Source organism: Nonomuraea sp. NPDC000554 (genome assembly GCF_040300065.1).
GTDB lineage: Bacteria > Actinomycetota > Actinomycetes > Streptosporangiales > Streptosporangiaceae > Nonomuraea.
This window is the reverse complement of record NZ_JBEPDC010000001.1, coordinates 391,615-408,285: the sequence shown is the minus strand read 5'-3', so window position 1 is coordinate 408,285 and position 16,671 is coordinate 391,615. Positions and strand designations below refer to the sequence as shown.

Genomic DNA, 16,671 nt, shown 5'->3' with positions numbered 1-16,671 from the left:
ACCCACTGATCACTCGTAAGGTCGTGTCCATCACCCGTTTACTGATTGGACACGTGTGTACCGCGACATCGTCGACTTCGCTCTCAGCACGCCGGCGTGGCTGCACTCGCTCGCCGAGACAGGCACCGACGCCGGGCTGTTCCTCTTCGTGGCGCTGTTCGCGCTGTGCTGGTGGCGGGCCCGGTCCGCCCCCGCCCGCGAGCTGGCGATCGCCGTCGCGGGGCCGGCGGGGGTGGTGGGCGCGTACGTCGTCAGCGAGGTGCTCAAGGTCTTCATCCAGGAGGACCGGCCGTGCCGGGGCGGCGTCGCGACGATCGCGACGTGCCCGCCCGTGGGCGACTGGTCCTTCCCGAGCAACCATTCGGTGATCGCCGCCGGCGCCGCGGGCGCGCTGATCCTGGCCTGGCGGGCGCTGGCCTGGGTGGTGCTCCCGTTGTCGGCGCTGATGGCGTTCTCGCGGGTGTTCGTCGGCGTGCACTACCCGCACGACGTCGCCGCGGGCTACCTGATCGGCCTGGCCCTGGCTCCGCTGTTCACGCTGCTGCTGGTGGGCGCCGTCACGCCGGTGGTGCGGCTGGCGCGAAGCCGTCTGTCGCCGCAACAAGCCGGTCGATGATGCCGGGCTCCGTGGCCGAGTGCCCCGCGTCGCGCACGATCTCGAACGCCGCCTCGGGCCAGGCCTTGTGCAGGTCCCAGGCGGTGGCCATGGGCGTGCAGATGTCGTAGCGGCCCTGGACGATCACCGCCGGGATGTGCCTGATCCTGTCGACGTCCCTGAGGAGCTGCTCGGGCTCCAGCCAGCCGCCGTGCGTGAAGTAGTGGTTCTCGATCCTGGCGAACGCGACGGCCATCTTCTCCTCCCCGAACTTCTCGACCAGTCCGGGATCGGGCAGCAGGTGGATCGTGCTGCCCTCCCACTGCGCCCACGCCCTGGCGGCGGCCAGTTGCGCGTCCGGGTCCTGGCCCTCCAGCCGCGCCCTGAAGGCCGCCATCAGGTCCCCGCGCTCCTCCTCGGGGATCGGCGCCACGAACGACTCCCAGATGTCGGGGAACACGAACGACGCGCCCTCCTGGTAGAACCAGCGCAGCTCCTTCGGCCGGAGCATGAAGATGCCGCGCAGCACCAGCTCCGTCGTCCTGTCGGGGTGGGTCTGCGCGTACGCCAGGGCCAGCGTGCTGCCCCACGACCCGCCGAACACCTGCCACCTGTCGATCCCCAGGTGCTCGCGGAGCCGTTCCATGTCGGCGACGAGGTTCCAGGTGGTGTTGGCGGCCAGCGAGGTCTCGGGGTCGCTCGCGTGCGGCAGGCTGCGCCCGCAGTTGCGCTGGTCGAACAGGACGATCCGGTACAGCTCCGGGTTCCACTGGCGGCGGTGCTTCTCGCTGCATCCGCCGCCGGGACCGCCGTGCAGCATGACGGCGGGTTTGCCGTCGGGGTTGCCGCAGACCTCCCAGTAGATCTGGTTGCCGTCGCCGACGTCGAGCAGCCCGGAGTCATACGGCTCGATCGGAGGGTACAGAGATCTCATGTAGCCAGTATGTCCGGGATCCGGTGGGCGCCTGTCCGTCAGATGACCGTCCATTCGTGCCTGGTCAGGAAGGCGCGCTCGCCCGTGGCGTACTCCTGGAACGCCCGCTGGACGTCGGCGAGGTCGGTGAGCAGCGCGCGCTGGAGCACCTGCTCCTTGTACTCCAGCTCGTACCCCGGCGAGACCTGGAGGAAGTGATGGCCGAAGTTGACCAGGGCGACGAACGGGTTCTGCGGCGACATGGTGGCCAGCACGTCCCGCACCAGGCCGAGGTCGGGGTCGTGGACGATCATCCCGTCGCCCGTGTGGAGCTGCATCCCCTGGTAGACGCCGAGCGGCGCCACGTTGTGCACCAGGTCGCGTTGCGGGTCGTAGCAGACGAGCCCGTGCTCCCTGGCGATCGTGAACACCTGGGCCGACATCTCGTCCATCGACTCGAGGTCCATGCCCACCAGCACGTGCCCCGGATACACCGTGACCTGGCCGGGCAGCTCCTTGACGATCTCCGGTAGCACGCCCCCGACGGGCTCGGACTTCTTGACCGCCAGATACACGGCTCGCGCCTGATCCCGGGTGATCGGCTCCGGCTCGTCCCAGACCATCAACTCAACGCTCATCCACCCCATTGTGTCGAACGGCCGCCCCGCTCCGCGCAGCCCGGCCAGGAAAGCGCCACACCCCCGCCCCGGCCGCCGCTCGCCCGCGTGGCGCGGCGCGAAACCTCGGAGTGGGCCGACGCCGTGAGTGGTAATCGGCGTGCGCGGGGGAAAGAGCGTGATGGTCGTCCGGCTCCCCGAGGGGATCGGCCAGGTCGGCACGGGGCCGGGCGCATCCGGTCATCGTCGCCTACGAGGCCGGGCTTGTCCGGTGGAGCGGGGGAACGGAACATGGGAGAGACCGCAAGGGAGCCTCGATGATCGAAGTCTGGCCGGGAGACCCGTATCCCCTCGGGGCGACCTACGACGGCGCGGGCACCAACTTCGCGCTCTACACGGAGGTCGCGGACCAGGTCGAGCTCTGCCTCTTCGACGAGGACAACACCGAGTCCAGGGTGCCGCTCAGCGAGGTCGACGGGTTCATCTGGCACGGCTACCTGCCGGGCATCGGGCCGGGCCAGCGGTACGGCTACCGGGTGCACGGGCCCCACGATCCGGCGCGCGGGCTGCGGTGCAACCCGGCCAAGCTGCTGCTCGACCCGTACGCGATGGCGATCGAGGGCGACGTCACCTGGAACGAGGCCGTGTACGGGTACCGCTTCGGCCAGCCCGACAGCAGGAACGACCTCGACTCGGCGCCGTACGTCCCCCGATCGATCGTGATCAACCCGTTCTTCGGCTGGGGCCACGACCGGCCGCCGGCCACGCCGTACCACGACACCGTGATCTACGAGGCGCACGTGCGCGGCCTGACGGTCAGCCATCCGAAGATCCCCGAGCACATCAGGGGCACGTACGCGGCCCTTGGGCACCCGGAGATCCTCGACCACCTGACGAAGCTGGGGGTGACGGCGCTGGAGCTGATGCCGGTGCACCAGTTCGTCAGCGACGACATCCTCGAGCAGCGCGGGCTGTCGAACTACTGGGGATACAACTCGATCGGCTTCTTCGCGCCGCACAACCGCTATTCCAGCCAGGGGCAGCGCGGCGGGCAGGTGCTCGAGTTCAAGGCGATGGTGCGCGCGCTGCACGAGGCGGGCATCGAGGTCATCCTGGACGTCGTCTACAACCACACGGCCGAGGGCAACCATCTCGGTCCCACGCTGGGGCTCAGGGGGATCGACAACCGCGACTACTACCGGCTGGTCGACGGCGATCGCCGCTACTACATGGACACCACGGGCACGGGCAACAGCCTGCTCATGCGGTCGCCGCACGTCCTGCAGATGATCATGGATTCGCTCCGCTACTGGGTCACGGAGATGCACGTCGACGGGTTCCGGTTCGACCTGGCGTCCACGCTGGCCCGGGAACTGCACGAGGTCGACCGGCTGAGCTCCTTCTTCGACCTGGTCCAGCAGGACCCCGTGCTGTCGCAGGTCAAGCTCATCGCCGAGCCCTGGGACGTCGGCCCCGGCGGCTACCAGGTCGGCAACTTCCCCTCCCGGTGGACGGAGTGGAACGGCCGCTACCGCGACACGATCCGCGACCTGTGGCGCGGGCAGCCCGCCACGCTGCCCGAGTTCGGCTCCAGGATCACCGGGTCGAGCGACCTCTACCAGGACGACAGCCGCCGCCCCGCCGCCTCCATCAACTTCGTCACCTGCCACGACGGCTTCACCCTTCAGGACCTCGTCTCGTACAACAGCAAGCACAACGAGGCCAACAAGGAGGGCAACCGCGACGGCACCGACGACAACCGCTCATGGAACTGCGGCGAGGAAGGTCCGGCGGGGCTGAGCATCGAGTCGCTGCGCGAGCAGCAGAAGCGCAACTTCCTGACCACGCTGTTCCTGTCGCAGGGCGTCCCGATGCTCTCGCACGGCGACGAACTGGGCCGCACCCAGAAGGGCAACAACAACGGCTACTGCCAGGACAACGAGCTGACCTGGGTCGACTGGTCCGACATCAGGGAGAACTGGCTGCTGCTCGAGTTCACCCAGAGCCTGGCCGCGCTGCGCAAGAGACATCCGGTCTTCCGCCGCAGGAGGTTCTTCTACGGCAAACCGGTGCGCGGGCTGAGCGACATCGCGTGGCTCACCCCGTCGGGGGAGGAGATGACCGACAGCGACTGGAACGTCGGATACGCCAAGTCGCTGGCCGTCTTCCTCAACGGCGAGGCCATCACCGAGCCCGACCGTCGCGGCCGGCCGATCATCGACGACTCGTTCCTGTTGCTGTTCAACGCCCACCACGACACGATCAAGTTCACCGTTCCCAAGGACTACGGCGACCTGTGGCAGACCGAGATCGACACCGCCATGCCGATCAGCGTCGACGTCCGGATCTGTCACGCCGGGGAAGGAGTGCCCGTGCCGGGCCGCAGCGTACGGGTGCTCCGGCGTGTCTAGGCCGGTCTCGACCTACCGGGTCCAGCTCACGCCCGACTTCGGCTTCGCGCAGGTGGCCGAGATCGCCGGGTACCTGCGCGAGCTGGGGGTCAGCCACGTCTACCTGTCGCCCGTCCTGCAGGCGACGCCCGCCTCGCGGCACGGCTACGACGTCATCGACCACTCCAGGATCCGTGCGGAGTTCGGCGGCGCGACGGGATTCCGCGAGATGGCCGAGCAGCTCGCCGCCCACGATCTGGGCATCGTCCTGGACATCGTGCCCAACCACATGAACACCGCCAACGCCCAGTTCTGGTCGGTGCTGAAGGACGGCCCGGCCTCGCCGTACGCGAACTGGTTCGACATCGACTGGGTCGACGGGAAGGTCGCGCTGCCGGTGCTCGGCGACAGCACCGAGCCGGTGGTCGACGGCGACGTGCTGCGTTACCACGAGCACGAGTTCCCCCACCCCGGGCACTACCGGCTCGTCGACTGGCGTGAGGGGCCGGGGTATCGGCGCTTCTTCGACGTGTCGTCGCTGATCGGGCTGCGGGCCGAGGACCCCGTGGTGCTGTTCGCCACCCACGAGGTGCTCTTCTGGCTGCTGGACGAGGGGCTGGTCGACGGGCTGCGCGTGGACCATCCCGACGGGCTGGCCGACCCGCGCGGCTATCTGGAGCGGCTGCGCGCCAGGTCGGGCGGGGTGTGGACGGTCGTGGAGAAGATCCTCATCGGTGACGAGCGGCTGCCGGACGACTGGGCGTGCGACGGCACGTCGGGCTACGACGTGCTGAACAAGGTCAACGGGCTGTTCGTCGATCCCGCGAGCGAGGGGCCGCTCGTCGAGCTGTTCACCCGGCTGACCGGGCAGCCCGGCGACTACCAGGCGGTGATGGCGCGGGCCAAGCGCGAGGTGATCGACCTGTTCTTCGGCGCCGAGGTGGCCAGGCTCGCCAAGGCGCTCGGCCCGGACGGCGCTGACAGCCCCGACGGGCGGGAGACGCTCCGGGCGGCCGTCGCGGAGTTGCTCGCCGCGATGCCGGTCTACCGGGCGTACGTGGTGCCGGGGGAGGCGCCGCCGCGCATGTCCGTCGAGATCGTCGAGCGTGCCGCCGCCGGATGCTCGCCGGCCGCGCGGTCGCTCGTCCCGCGGGTCCTGTACGGCGCCGCCGAGGCGATCACGCGGTTCCAGCAGACCACCGGTCCGGTCATGGCCAAGGGCGTCGAGGACACCGCGCTGTACCGGTGGTTCCCGCTGTCGTGCCTGAACGAGGTCGGGGGCGAGCCCGACGCGTTCGGGGTCTCGGTCGAGGAGTTCCACGAGTTCTGCGCCGATCTGCGTCCGCACACGATGACGACGCTCTCCACGCACGACACCAAGCGGTCCGAGGACGTGCGGGCGCGCCTGTCCGTGCTGTCCGAGATGCCGGAGGAGTGGGCCGAGGCGGTGTCCGAGTGGTCGTCGGCTCTGCGCTTCGACCCGCACCTCGACTACCTGGCCTGGCAGAATCTCATGGCCGCGTGGCCGATCTCCGCCGAGCGCTTCACGGACTACCTGCTCAAGGCGGCTCGCGAGGCCAAGACCGCCATTTCCTGGATAAATCCGGATCCGTCGTACGAGCAGGGGTTGCGGGAGTTCGCCCGGGAGGCCGTGCGGCTGCCCGTCGGGGAGTTCACCGCGCGGATCGACGTCTTCGCCAGGTCCAACTCGCTGGGGGCCAAGCTCGTCCAGCTCATGATGCCCGGGGTGCCGGACGTCTACCAGGGCAACGAGACGACCGACTTCTCCCTGGTCGATCCCGATAACCGGCGGCCGGTGAGCTACCCGCGCACGCCGTCCTCGTCCTGGGACTCCGCCAAGCTGCTCGTGACCACCCAGGCGCTGCGGCTGCGCCGCCGCCTCGACCCCGCCGCGCCGTACACGCCGCTGCGGGCGGAAGGCGAGGCGGCGGAGCACGTGATCGCCTTCCGCCGCGACCGCGCGGCCGCCAGGGGCGTGCCCTCCCGGCCGCACGCCATCGCGGTCGCCACCAGGCTCCCCGTGGGCCTGGCGCGCCGCGGCCTCCGCGCGGACGTCATGGAGGTCGCCGAACTGGAGGCGGACCTGGTCGTCTCAGGGGCCGGCAGCCGGGCCGGCACCCTGGTCGGCCCTGACAACGCCGTCACAGTCGAGGCCGTCACAGTCGAGGCCGGAGAGATCGGCGGACATCGGGGAAACGAACTGGGGGAGCGAGAGGTGCGGCTGGGGTGGAGGGGCACGACCCTGACCCTGCCCGCCGGAACCTGGCGCGACCTGCTCACCGGCGGCCTCTACACCGGCCGGATCCCCCTGGCGCATCTGCTGGGTCAGCATCCCGTCGCACTCCTGGAGAGACATGATCTTTGAGGTCTGGGCACCGAAGGCCACGGCTGTTGAGGTCGACGTCCTGGGCGGGCGCCGGCCGATGACCTCGGGGGAGAGGGGTTGGTGGCGTACGGAGGTGCCGGAGGCCGCGCACGGCACCCGGTACGGGTACGTCCTCGACGGCGACGGCCCCTACCCCGACCCCCGCTCCCGCCGCCAGCCCGACGGAGTGTTCGGGCCGAGCGCCGTCTACGATCACGCCCGCTACACCTGGTCCGACCACGAGTGGACCGGCCGCGACCTGCGCGGGGCGGTGATCTACGAGCTGCACGTCGGGACGTTCACCCAGGCGGGAACGTTCGAGGCGGCCGTCGAGAAGCTGGAGCACCTCGTCGAGCTCTCCGTCGACTTCGTCGAGGTCATGCCGGTGGCCCCGGTGCCGGGCGGGCGCAACTGGGGCTACGACGGCGTGGACCTGTACGCGGTCAACGAGACCTACGGCGGCCCCGACGGGCTCAAGTCGTTCGTCGACGCGTGCCACCGGATGGGCATCGGCGTGCTCCTCGACGTGGTCTACAACCACCTCGGGCCCTCGGGGAACTTCCTGCATCCGTTCGGGCCGTACTTCTCCGGCTTCGACGGGAGCTACTGGGGTGAGGCAGTCAATCTGGACGGTCCGGGGTCCGACGAGGTACGCCGCTACTTCATCGAGAACGCGTTGCAGTGGCTGCGCGACTTCCACCTCGACGGGCTGCGGCTCGACGCCGTGCACGCGCTGCACGACAAACGGGCCACGCACCTGCTGGCCGAGCTGGCAGAGGAGGTCGACGCGCTGGCCTGCTCCGTCGGCAGGCCGCTGTCGCTGATCGCCGAGTCCGACCTGAACGACCCGCGCATGGTGCGCTCGCTCGACGCGGGCGGGCTGGGCATGACCGCGCAGTGGGACGACGACGTCCACCACGCGCTGCACGCCGCCGTCAGCGGCGAGGCGCACGGCTACTACAGCGACTTCGCCGACCTGTCGGCGCTGGCCAAGGTGCTGACGTCCGGAGTGCTGCACGACGGCGGCTACTCCAGCTTCCGCGAGCGCTCCCACGGACGGCCGTACGCCGGGGTGCCCGGCCACCGGCTCGTCGCCTTCCTGCAGAACCACGACCAGATCGGCAACCGGCCGCTGGGCGACAGGCTGCCGATGCCGGCGCTCAAACTCGGCGCCGGGCTGCTGCTCACCTCGCCGTTCACGCCCATGCTGTTCATGGGCGAGGAGTGGGGGGCCCGCACGCCGTTCCTGTTCTTCTCCGACCACGTCGAACAGGAACTACGCGACGGTGAAGGGGGCCGGCGGCAGCGGGAGTTCGACGGGTTCGGGTACGTCTGGGACGCGCCCGACCCGTCCGACGAGGAGACCTTCCAGCAGTCCAAACTCGACTGGGACGAGCTCAAGGAGGAGGAGCACTGGTCGCTGCTGTGCTGGTACCGCGACCTGATCGCGCTGCGCAAGGCGCTGCCCGAGCTGTCCGACCCCCGCCTCGACCGGGTCAGGATAGACACCGACCCCGCTGGGAACTGGCTGGTCATGTGGCGCGGGTCGCTCTGCGTCGTCGTCAACTTCTCCGAGGAGTCGGTGACGCTGCCGATCAACGTCGGAGCCGTGCTGCTGGCCTCGGACGAACCAGTCCGAGCAGGTCAGGACGGCCTGCGCCTCCCCGGGCAGGCCATGGTGATCTGCCACCCGGCACCTTGACCCACCCGGGCAGCCGCACCCGTCAATCCACACAGGGTTTCTCGGAAGCCGCAGTTATCCACAGAGTCGCGTTCTGCTCCTTGCCGGGGTTCCGGAGTCGCTCATGCTGGGCGCCTCACCGAAGGCCCCGGAGGCTCGCATGAAGATCAACCTGCCGTTGCCCGCGCTCCTGACGTCCCTGTTCGTCGTCGCCGTCGAGCGCATGCCGTTCGACCTCGGGTCGTTCCTGCCCTGGCGTGTCGGTCGGCCGTACAGACAGGCCGCGGTCGCCGCGCTGGGCAGCCCGCTGCTGACCGTCACCCATCACAGCTCCCCCTGGAAGCCGGCCGGGGTCGACCTCAGCGACGAGGAACGCGGCGCGCTGCGCAGAACCAGGCAGCACCTGCTGGTCTCGTCCACGGCGCCGCCGTCCGAGCTGCCGGGCGGCGCCCAGCTCGCCCGTGCCACCGCACGGGCGCTCGCGCGCGGGTGCGGCGGCCTGGTGATCGACCCGCTGACGGGCGCGAGCGTGCTGAGCTGCGACAGGTGCCCGGGCGAGCCAACCGAGTTCAGGCTCGCGGACGACTGGCTGGGCTGGGATGTCCAGGCGCACGGCGACGTGGTCTGCCCGCAGTCCGGCCCGGCCGACGCCGCCGCCTGCGACTGCCTGCGGGTGACCTCCAAGGGGCTGGGCCGCTTCGCCCTGCCCGAGATCACCGTCGGCGGAGCCGCCTGCGCCCACACCCTGTGCGCGACCAACCTCCTGCGCACGGTCGCCCAACGCCTGGTCGCCGACCAACTCGCGTTCGTCTCCGCCCACCCACGGGCCGAGGTCCGCGCGATCGACGACCACCTGCGGATCGAAGGAGCCGACCAGACGTTCGGAGTCCGCCTCACTCCGTGCGACACCGACCCGGTGGAACTGGGCGGCATCAGACGCCTCAAGGTCGGCCCGGCCCCCGGCACCGGCCGTCCCGCCTGCCTCAAGGTCGGCCCGGCCCCTGGTACCGGCCGCCCCGCCTGCCTCAAGGTCGGCCCACCCTCAGGCTTCGACGGCTCGGTGAACGACTGGCTCTGCGCCACCCAGCAAGCCGGAGCCATCCCCCCGACCTCCACCGCCCGCCCGCGCCGGCTGCTCGCAGCGTAGCCCCGACCTGGGCGGGCGCTGCGCCGCAGCCGGGGTTCTGGGGGGCGTCTCCACGACATGCGACATGCATGCCGGGTGCGGCGGGCGGGCCGGGGAATCGGACTGATCGCAAGGTCAGCACTGCGCCCCGGTCCGGCCCAGCCCAGGTACAGGCGATTGCGTTCGCGCAGGTCATGTGGCCATGCCTCGGGCGAGCGCGCCTGCGGCCGCGGTAGCTGCCCGTACTGACCTGCGCCGGAGCAAGAGCGTGTACCTCAAGACACCTTCGTTACCGGCCCCCGCATCTCGGCGATGTGCTCCCTTGAGGCGACGGAACAGGCATGTCACCAAGCGCTTGCTTGTGATAGTCGTACGGACTTAGAGTCGAGGAGATGTCCATGCCTGAAGGTCCGTTGGCCGGAGTGCGGGCGCTGGAGCCGGCCGGGCTCGCCCCGGGCCCGTTCGCCGGGATGATGCTCGCCCGCCGACCACGGCGCCGAGGTGCTGCGCGTCGACCGCGTCAAGACGGTCTCCGACAAGCCGCGCGTCGACGTCATGGACCGCGGCAAGCACACGATCGGGCCGGACTTGAAGTCCCCGGCACCACGCTTGCCGGGCGCGCCCGCGCCCGGTCTGTCCCTGGCGACCCAGCTGACCGACCTGTCGCCCTGGTGCCTGAGCGAGGGCGCGGAAACCGCGGCAGGCGGGGTGCTGGCCTGATGGAGCGAATGAGGAGTGGTGAGTGACCCATGAGCATGAACGTCTTCGAGGCTCTCTACACCACGCGCGCGATGCGCCGGGTCAAGCCGGACCCGATCCCGCTCGAGGTGCAGCGCGCCGTCCTGGACGCCGCGGTCCGCGCCCCCAGCGGCGGCAACCAGCAGAACTGGCGCTTCATGCTGGTCGACTCCCCCGAGGTCAAGGCCGAGCTCGGACCGCTCTACCGGGACGGGCTGCGCCAGCTGTTCGACAGCTACTACAGGCCGCTGCTGGACCAGGCCGACGATCAAGCCCGCCGCGTCTTCGCCTCGGCGCAGCACTTGGCCGACAACTTCGAGAACTACCCGCTGATGCTGTTCGCCTTCGTGCAGCATGACCCGAGCGGCGGCTCGATCTTCCCCGCCGTCTGGAACGCCCAGCTCGCCGCCCGCGCGCACGCCGTCGGCACCGCTCTCACCAGCATTCTCGGCATCTTCTACCCCAAGCAGACGCTGAGCGTGCTCGGCGTGCCCGACGGCGAGGGCTGGCGGCTGGCGTGCACGGTGACGTTCGGCTACCCGACCGGCCGCTGGGGCGTTGCGCCCCGCCGCCCGGTGCATCTGGTGAGCTATCGCAACCGGTGGGGCGACCCGGTCGGTTTCACCGTCGACGAACCGTTGTGGAGGGAGCAGCCATGAACCTCGGCGGCCCGGGAGTGCTCGTCACCGGCGGCGGCAGCGGCATCGGGCTGGGCGTCGCCAAGCGCCTTGCCGCCTCGGACGCCGCCGTGACCATCTGCGGCCGCACCGAGGACCGGCTGGCCGCCGCCTGCGCGGAGATCGGCAAGGCGAACTACGTGGTGGCCGACGTGGCCGACGAGGAGCAGATGGCGGCCGCCGTACGGCGGGCGTGGGAGCATGCGGGCGGCCGCCTGGACGGGGTGGTCGCCTCGGCGGGCGGCTCCGGCTGGCTGGGCCCGATCACCCGGCTGCCGATTGAGGAGTGGCAGAAGGTCATCGAGACGAACCTGACCGGCACCATGCTGGCGCTCAAGCATTCCGCCGCGCTGATGGCCGCGGCGGGCGGCGGTTCGTTCGTGGCGATCTCCTCGATCGCCGCCTCCAACACCCACCGCTGGTTCGGCCCGTACGGCGTGGCCAAGGCGGGCATCGACCACCTGTGCATGCTGGCCGCCGACGAGCTCGGCCCCAGCGGCGTCCGGGTGAACGCGATCCGTCCCGGTCTGATCCGCACCGAGATGGTGTCGATCATCACTGACGCGGAGAACCCGGTTCTGGCCGACTACCAAGCATGCACCCCGTTGCCCAGGGTGGGCGAGGTCGCGGACGTGGCCGCGCTGGCGGCCTTCCTCCTGTCGCCCGAGGCCTCGTGGATCACCGGCCAGGTCATCAACGTGGACGGCGGCCACTCGCTGCGCCGCGGCCCCGACTTCTCCCCCTGGCTCGAACCCGCCTACGGCCGCGACGGCCTGAGAGGGGTGACACCCAGCCAGACCCCATCCTGATATGTCCGGCGCCAGCGCCGGACATATCAGGAACTTTCTGCATGACCGCCAAATCGTCGGCCGCGAGCGATGCGGCGGCTCCGTAACACTCCCCCCACCGGAGCTGACATGCATGATCTTGTCATTCGCGCCGCCACCGTCGTCGACGGCACCGGCGCCCCGCCGTATACCGCCGACGTCGCCGTCACGGACGGCCGCATCACCGAGGTCGCCCGCCAGAACGGCGCGGATCGGCCAGGGCGCGCCCGGCGCACCGTCGAGGCGGACGGGCTGCTGCTCACGCCCGGCTTCGTCGACCTGCACACCCACTATGACGGCCAGGCCACCTGGGACCCGCTGCTCGGTCCCTCGTGCTGGCACGGCGTCACCACCGTGGTCATGGGCAACTGCGGCGTCGGCTTCGCCCCTGCCAGGCCGGACCGGCGCGAGTGGCTGATCGGCCTCATGGAGGGCGTCGAGGACATTCCCGGCACCGCCCTGTCCGAGGGGATCGCCTGGGAGTGGGAAAGCTTCCCCGAGTTCCTCGACGCGCTGGAGCGGCACTCGCACGCGCTCGACATCGGCACCCAGGTGCCGCACGGGGCGCTGCGCGCGTACGTGATGGGCGAGCGCGGCGCGCGTAACGAACCTGCCTCGCCCGATGACGTCGCCAGGATGAAGCAGCTGGTCAAGGAGGGCATCGAGGCCGGGGCGCTGGGGTTCTCGACGAGCCGGACGCTGGCGCACAAGGCGATCGACGGCGAGCCTGTGCCGGGCACGTTCGCGGCCGAGGACGAGCTGTTCGGCATCGGGGAGGCACTGCGCGAGCTCGACAGGGGCGTCTATGAGATCGCACCGGCCGGAGCCGCGGGCGAGGACGTCAACGCGCCGATGAAGGAGGTTGCCTGGATGAGCAGGCTGGCCGAGGCGATCGATCGGCCGGTTACCTTCGCGCTGCTGCAGATCGACTCGGTGCCCGACCTGTGGCGTGAGCTGCTGAGCGAGTCGGCCAAGGTGGCGCGGCTGCACCCGCAGGTGGCCTGCCGGCCGTTCGGGATGCTCATTGGCCTGGAGGCGCTGCACGCCTTCGCCGATCGCCCCTCATATCAGGAAATTTCCACCTTGCCGCGCCACGAGCGTGTCCACCGCATGCGCGACTCCCAGGTTAAGCACCGCATCCTCCACGAGGTCCCGAAAGACGAGGACATGCTCGCGGCCCTCTGCCGCGGCTTCACCGACCGCCTCTTTCCGCTGAATCCGGAAAACCCAGACTACGAGCCGCACCCCAGCACCTCCGTCAAGGCCCAAGCCGAGCGCCAGGGCCGCGAGCCGCTCGAGCTGCTGTACGACCTCATGCTGGAGGATGACGGCCAGACGATCTTCCTGTTGCCGCTACTCAACTACGCCAACGGCGACCTGGATCCCCAGCGCGAGATGCTGCTGCACCCGCAGGCCGTACTCGGGCTCGGCGACGGCGGCGCGCACTGCGGCTTCATCTGCGACGCCTCCATGCCCACCACGATGCTCTCGCACTGGGCGCGCGACCGCTCGCGCGGTGCGCGGCTGCCGCTGGAGCACGTCGTCAAGCTGATGTCGCGCGACACCGCCCGGCTGTACGGCCTGCACGACCGCGGCACGATCTTCCCCGGCATGAAGGCCGACCTCAACCTCATCGACTTCGAGCGGGTCGGCAACCACCGCCCGCGAATGGTGCGCGACCTGCCCGCGGGCGGACGCAGGCTCATCCAGCAGGCCGATGGCTACGTCGCCACCTTCGTCGGCGGGACCCAGACCTTCTCTCACGGTGAGCACACCGGGGCACTGCCCGGCCGGCTGATCAGAGGCGGAGCATGAGCGAACTGTTCAGGACCACGGAAGCGGCGATCGCGGCCAGGAAGGCCACGGCGGCCGGCCACCGGACCGGCATCGACCTGCTCGACGGCGACATGTACGCGGACGACCCCTGGTCGCTGTACGCCTGGCTGCGCGAGCACTCCCCCGTCCACTACGACGAGGCGAACGACCTGTGGGGCGTCTCCCGCCACGCCGACATCTCCGCCATCGAGCGCGATCCCAAGCTCTGGACCAGCACCGGCGGCTACCGCCCGCAGCTGCCGTCCGACCCCTCCATGATCGGCATAGACGATCCGCAGCACGCCGAGCGCCGCCGCCTCGTCTACCGCCGCTTCACCCCGCGGTACGTGCACGAACGCTACGCCGAGCGAATCAGGGCGATGGTGGTCGAGCAGATCGGCCAGGCGCTGGAGGAGGGCACGGTGGACGCGGTGCCCGCGCTGGCCGCGCCGCTGCCCGCCCAGATGATCGGCTGGCTGCTCGGCTTCCCCGACACTGACTGGCCTAAGCTCAAGCACTGGTCGGAGACGACGATCGCGGCGGGGGGCGGCCTGCGCTACGTCACTCACGAGGCCGCGGTCGCCGCCGGGGAGTTCGGCCTGGCCGTGCTCAACCTGGCCGCCGAGCGCCGCAAGTGCCCGCACGACGACCTCATGTCGTTGTGGTCGGCACGGCCCGACTTCGACGACGAGCACCTGGCCAACGAGGCGCTGCTGCTGCTCGACGGCGGCGCGGAGACCACCCGCACGGTGATCGCCACCGCCATCGACGCGCTGATCAGGCACCCGGACCAGTGGCGGCTGCTACGCGAGGACGCGTCGCTGGTGGAGAACGCGGTCGAGGAGTTCATCCGCTGGACCACCCCCATCCTCAACATGTGCCGCGCCGCCACCCGCGACACCGAGCTGCACGGCCACACCATCAGAAAGGGCAAGCAGGTCCTGCTCATGTACGGCTCGGCCAACCGCGACCCGGCGGTCTTCGCCGACCCCGACGTGTTCGACGTGACCAGGAAGCAGGGCGGCCACATCGCCTTCGGTCTGGGCACGCACTTCTGCCTCGGCGCGGCGCTGGCCAGGCTGGAGTTGAAGATCTTCTTCGAGGAGTGGGTGGCCAGGGTCGGCTCGGCCACGTGGGCCGACGCGGAGGGGCCGCGGCTGATGCGCAACTCGTTCGTGCGCGGCGTCACGTCCTTCCCGATCGTCCTGGAGGCGCGGTGATCAACCTCGCGGACGTCTTCGAACGCGCCGCGGACGCAGTGCCCGGCCGGCTCGCGCTGGTCGCGGGCGAGGTCCGGCTGACCTACCGCGAGCTGGACGAGCGCGCCAACCGGGTGGCGCACTGGCTCCAGACCCAAGGGGTACGGCCGGGCGAGCACGTGGGCATTCTGTCCTGGAACCGGGCGGAATGGCTGGAGAGCATGATCGGCTGCTTCAAGGCCAGGGTGGCGCCGGTCAACGTCAACTACCGTTACGTCGAGCGGGAGCTGGCCCATCTGCTCGGCGACGCCGACTGTGTGGCGCTGCTGGGCGAGGCCGACCTGCTGGCCAGGGCGCCGTTCGACCATCCCAAGCTGGCCTTCGGCGAGCCGTACGAGCGGGCGCTGGCGGGTGTGCCGGGCAGCAGGGACTTCGGGCCGCGGTCGGGGGACGACCCGTACATCCTGTACACCGGCGGCACGACCGGGCTGCCCAAGGGCGTGTTGTGGCGTTCGGAGGACATCTACCTCGCGGCGATGAGCGTCTACTCGGGGCCCATCGAGGATGTTTCGGAACTGTGCTTCGGGCCCGAGGGGCTGCGCTTCCAGGTGCACGCGCCGCTGATGCACGGCAACGGGCAGTGGAGCACCTGGATCTGCCTGTCGGCGGGTGGCACGGTGATCCTGTGGACGGGGCGGCACTTCGATCCGGCCGCGGTGCTGGAGCTGGCCGAGCGCGAGCGGTCGCAGGTGCTGTCGTTCGCGGGGGACGGCATGGTCAGGCCGGTCGCCGACGAGTTGGGGCGCCGGCCGTACAAGCTGGAGGTCTTTTCGGTGGGTTCCGGCGGGGCGCCGCTGTCGGCGACGACGCGCGAGAGAATCCGCGCGGCGCTGCCCGACGCGATGATCGTCGACAACTACGGCGGGTCGGAGACGGGCGCGGTAGGGACCGCCGCCGAGGAGGAGCGGCCCAGGTTCGCGCTGGGTCCCGGCTTCGCCGTGCTCGGCTCCGATCACCTGCCGGTACGGCCGGGCGAGCAGGGCGTGCTGGCCAGATCAGGAAACATCCCGCTCTGCTACTACAAGGATCCGGTGAAGACGGCGAGCACCTTCGTCACCGGGCCGGACGGGACCCGCTGGGCGCTGCAGGGCGACCAGGCGATCCTGCACGAGGACGGCACCGCGCTCATGCTCGGCCGGGGCTCGATGGTGATCAACACCGGCGGGGAGAAGGTGTTCCCCGAGGAGGTGGAGATCGCCGTCCGCAGCCACCCGAAGGTGCACGACGCGCTGGTGGTAGGCACGCCCGATCCGCGGTTCGGCCAGCGGGTGACAGCAGTGGTCGCAGGTGAGGTGACGCTGGAGGAGCTGGCTGATCACTGCCGTGGGCGGCTCGCGGGTTACAAGATCCCGCGAGCGCTGCGGATCGTGCCCGAGATCAAGCGGACTCCCGTGGGCAAACTCGACTATGCATGGGCGCGGACATTGTTCGCGTAGTCCTTGAGTCATCGAGTCGTGGGCCTCGACGCTCAGGCGCTGGAAGAACGCCGCCTTCGCGACGAGTGCCGTGTCGGCGGTCGCGCCGTCCGGTGCGTCCGCGATCTGGGCGTGGTCGGCCTTGTGCCGGGCCATGGACTGGTCGCGGCGCACCCCGTGGTGAACGACGTGCGTGATCGGCCACTCCGGATTGGTCGCCGCCTACCGCCTG

The 16,671-nt window shown here is 70.3% G+C and carries 13 protein-coding genes; 11 read left to right on the top strand and 2 right to left on the bottom strand.

Annotated elements, in window-relative coordinates; all coding sequences use genetic code 11:
* Positions 1 to 55 precede the first annotated feature (55 nt).
* Complete coding sequence (locus ABT294_RS02120) at positions 56 to 616, top strand: phosphatase PAP2 family protein (protein WP_350802895.1); 561 nt, start codon at positions 56 to 58, stop codon at positions 614 to 616.
* Here the strand turns inward: ABT294_RS02120 and pip are convergent.
* The gene (gene pip, locus ABT294_RS02115; RefSeq protein ID WP_350802894.1) at positions 558 to 1,529 is read right to left on the bottom strand and encodes a prolyl aminopeptidase; all 972 of its coding nucleotides are present in this window, start codon (positions 1,527 to 1,529) and stop codon (positions 558 to 560) included. The two genes, ABT294_RS02120 and pip, sit on opposite strands and share 59 nt — an antisense overlap.
* A 38-nt stretch (positions 1,530 to 1,567) precedes the next feature.
* Positions 1,568 to 2,146, bottom strand: a complete 579-nt coding sequence (locus ABT294_RS02110) for a hypothetical protein (RefSeq protein ID WP_350802892.1) — start codon at positions 2,144 to 2,146, stop codon at positions 1,568 to 1,570.
* A 296-nt stretch (positions 2,147 to 2,442) separates the two neighbouring features.
* Between ABT294_RS02110 and glgX the strand changes: the two genes are divergently transcribed.
* The 10 genes from glgX to ABT294_RS02060 all read left to right on the top strand — a co-directional run bounded on the left by glgX (position 2,443) and on the right by ABT294_RS02060 (position 16,460).
* Entirely contained in the window at positions 2,443 to 4,536 is a 2,094-nt protein-coding gene (glgX, locus tag ABT294_RS02105) for a glycogen debranching protein GlgX (protein ID WP_350802891.1), read from the top strand.
* Complete coding sequence (gene treY / locus ABT294_RS02100) at positions 4,529 to 6,901, top strand: malto-oligosyltrehalose synthase (RefSeq protein ID WP_350802890.1); 2,373 nt, start codon at positions 4,529 to 4,531, stop codon at positions 6,899 to 6,901. The genes glgX and treY overlap by 8 nt, the downstream gene beginning before the upstream one ends.
* The gene (gene treZ / locus ABT294_RS02095; protein ID WP_350802889.1) at positions 6,891 to 8,603 is read left to right on the top strand and encodes a malto-oligosyltrehalose trehalohydrolase; all 1,713 of its coding nucleotides are present in this window, start codon (positions 6,891 to 6,893) and stop codon (positions 8,601 to 8,603) included. The genes treY and treZ overlap by 11 nt, the downstream gene beginning before the upstream one ends.
* A 139-nt stretch (positions 8,604 to 8,742) precedes the next feature.
* Complete coding sequence (locus ABT294_RS02090; protein WP_350802887.1) at positions 8,743 to 9,729, top strand: hypothetical protein; 987 nt, start codon at positions 8,743 to 8,745, stop codon at positions 9,727 to 9,729.
* A gap of 480 nt (positions 9,730 to 10,209) precedes the next feature.
* Positions 10,210 to 10,428, top strand: coding sequence for a hypothetical protein (locus ABT294_RS02085; RefSeq protein ID WP_350802886.1), 219 nt, complete (start codon positions 10,210 to 10,212; stop codon positions 10,426 to 10,428).
* 29 nt (positions 10,429 to 10,457) lie between these two features.
* A complete protein-coding gene (locus tag ABT294_RS02080) occupies positions 10,458 to 11,105 on the top strand; it encodes a nitroreductase family protein (RefSeq protein WP_350802885.1) in 648 nt (215 codons plus the stop codon).
* Positions 11,102 to 11,932: an SDR family oxidoreductase gene (locus ABT294_RS02075; RefSeq protein ID WP_350802884.1), complete on the top strand. Its 831-nt coding sequence runs from the start codon at positions 11,102 to 11,104 to the stop codon at positions 11,930 to 11,932. Before ABT294_RS02080 ends, ABT294_RS02075 begins: the two co-directional genes overlap by 4 nt.
* A gap of 108 nt (positions 11,933 to 12,040) precedes the next feature.
* Positions 12,041 to 13,765: an N-acyl-D-amino-acid deacylase family protein gene (locus ABT294_RS02070; protein ID WP_350802882.1), complete on the top strand. Its 1,725-nt coding sequence runs from the start codon at positions 12,041 to 12,043 to the stop codon at positions 13,763 to 13,765.
* Complete coding sequence (locus tag ABT294_RS02065) at positions 13,762 to 14,985, top strand: cytochrome P450 (protein ID WP_350802881.1); 1,224 nt, start codon at positions 13,762 to 13,764, stop codon at positions 14,983 to 14,985. The genes ABT294_RS02070 and ABT294_RS02065 overlap by 4 nt, the downstream gene beginning before the upstream one ends.
* Positions 14,982 to 16,460: an AMP-binding protein gene (locus tag ABT294_RS02060; protein WP_350802880.1), complete on the top strand. Its 1,479-nt coding sequence runs from the start codon at positions 14,982 to 14,984 to the stop codon at positions 16,458 to 16,460. Before ABT294_RS02065 ends, ABT294_RS02060 begins: the two co-directional genes overlap by 4 nt.
* Positions 16,461 to 16,671: the final 211 nt, after the last annotated feature.

Excerpts from the sequence above, each read along its gene's own strand:
- ABT294_RS02080 (WP_350802885.1), top strand. The coding sequence starts at position 10,458 with ATGAGCATGAACGTCTTCGAGGCTCTCTACACCACGCGCGCGATGCGC.
- pip (WP_350802894.1), bottom strand. The coding sequence starts at position 1,529 with ATGAGATCTCTGTACCCTCCGATCGAGCCGTATGACTCCGGGCTGCTC.
- ABT294_RS02070 (WP_350802882.1), top strand. The coding sequence starts at position 12,041 with ATGCATGATCTTGTCATTCGCGCCGCCACCGTCGTCGACGGCACCGGC.
- ABT294_RS02110 (WP_350802892.1), bottom strand. The coding sequence starts at position 2,146 with ATGAGCGTTGAGTTGATGGTCTGGGACGAGCCGGAGCCGATCACCCGG.
- ABT294_RS02090 (WP_350802887.1), top strand. The coding sequence starts at position 8,743 with ATGAAGATCAACCTGCCGTTGCCCGCGCTCCTGACGTCCCTGTTCGTC.
- treZ (WP_350802889.1), top strand. The coding sequence starts at position 6,891 with ATGATCTTTGAGGTCTGGGCACCGAAGGCCACGGCTGTTGAGGTCGAC.
- ABT294_RS02075 (WP_350802884.1), top strand. The coding sequence starts at position 11,102 with ATGAACCTCGGCGGCCCGGGAGTGCTCGTCACCGGCGGCGGCAGCGGC.
- ABT294_RS02065 (WP_350802881.1), top strand. The coding sequence starts at position 13,762 with ATGAGCGAACTGTTCAGGACCACGGAAGCGGCGATCGCGGCCAGGAAG.
- glgX (WP_350802891.1), top strand. The coding sequence starts at position 2,443 with ATGATCGAAGTCTGGCCGGGAGACCCGTATCCCCTCGGGGCGACCTAC.